Source organism: Burkholderia sp. APQ4-4ca, assembly GCF_057837105.1.
The window spans coordinates 1-421 of record NZ_JBYQCG010000031.1; the positions used below are offsets into that span (position 1 = coordinate 1).

1 rRNA gene is annotated in these 421 nt (G+C 50.6%); it reads left to right on the top strand.

Going from position 1 to position 421, the window contains the following annotated elements:
* Positions 1 to 421, top strand: a 23S ribosomal RNA gene (locus AC3IFE_RS01520); the annotation flags it as partial.

A 421-nucleotide genomic window follows, 5' to 3' on the forward strand; every position in this document is an offset into this window, starting at 1 on the left:
GAGCTGGCAAACGAGCTTTGATCCGTAGATGTCCGAATGGGGAAACCCACTCCTTTTGGAGTATCCATGGCTGAATACATAGGCCATGCGAAGCGAACGCGGTGACCTGAAACATCTAAGTAACCGCAGGAAAAGAAATCAACCGAGATTCCCAAAGTAGTGGCGAGCGAAATGGGATGAGCCTTGCACTCTTTATTTGTATTGTTAGCCGAACGCTCTGGAAAGTGCGGCCATAGCAGGTGATAGCCCTGTAGGCGAAAACAGTATGAAAGAACTAGGTGTGCGACAAGTAGGGCGGGACACGTGAAATCCTGTCTGAAGATGGGGGGACCATCCTCCAAGGCTAAATACTCGTGATCGACCGATAGTGAACCAGTACCGTGAGGGAAAGGCGAAAAGAACCCCGGGAGGGGAGTGAAAT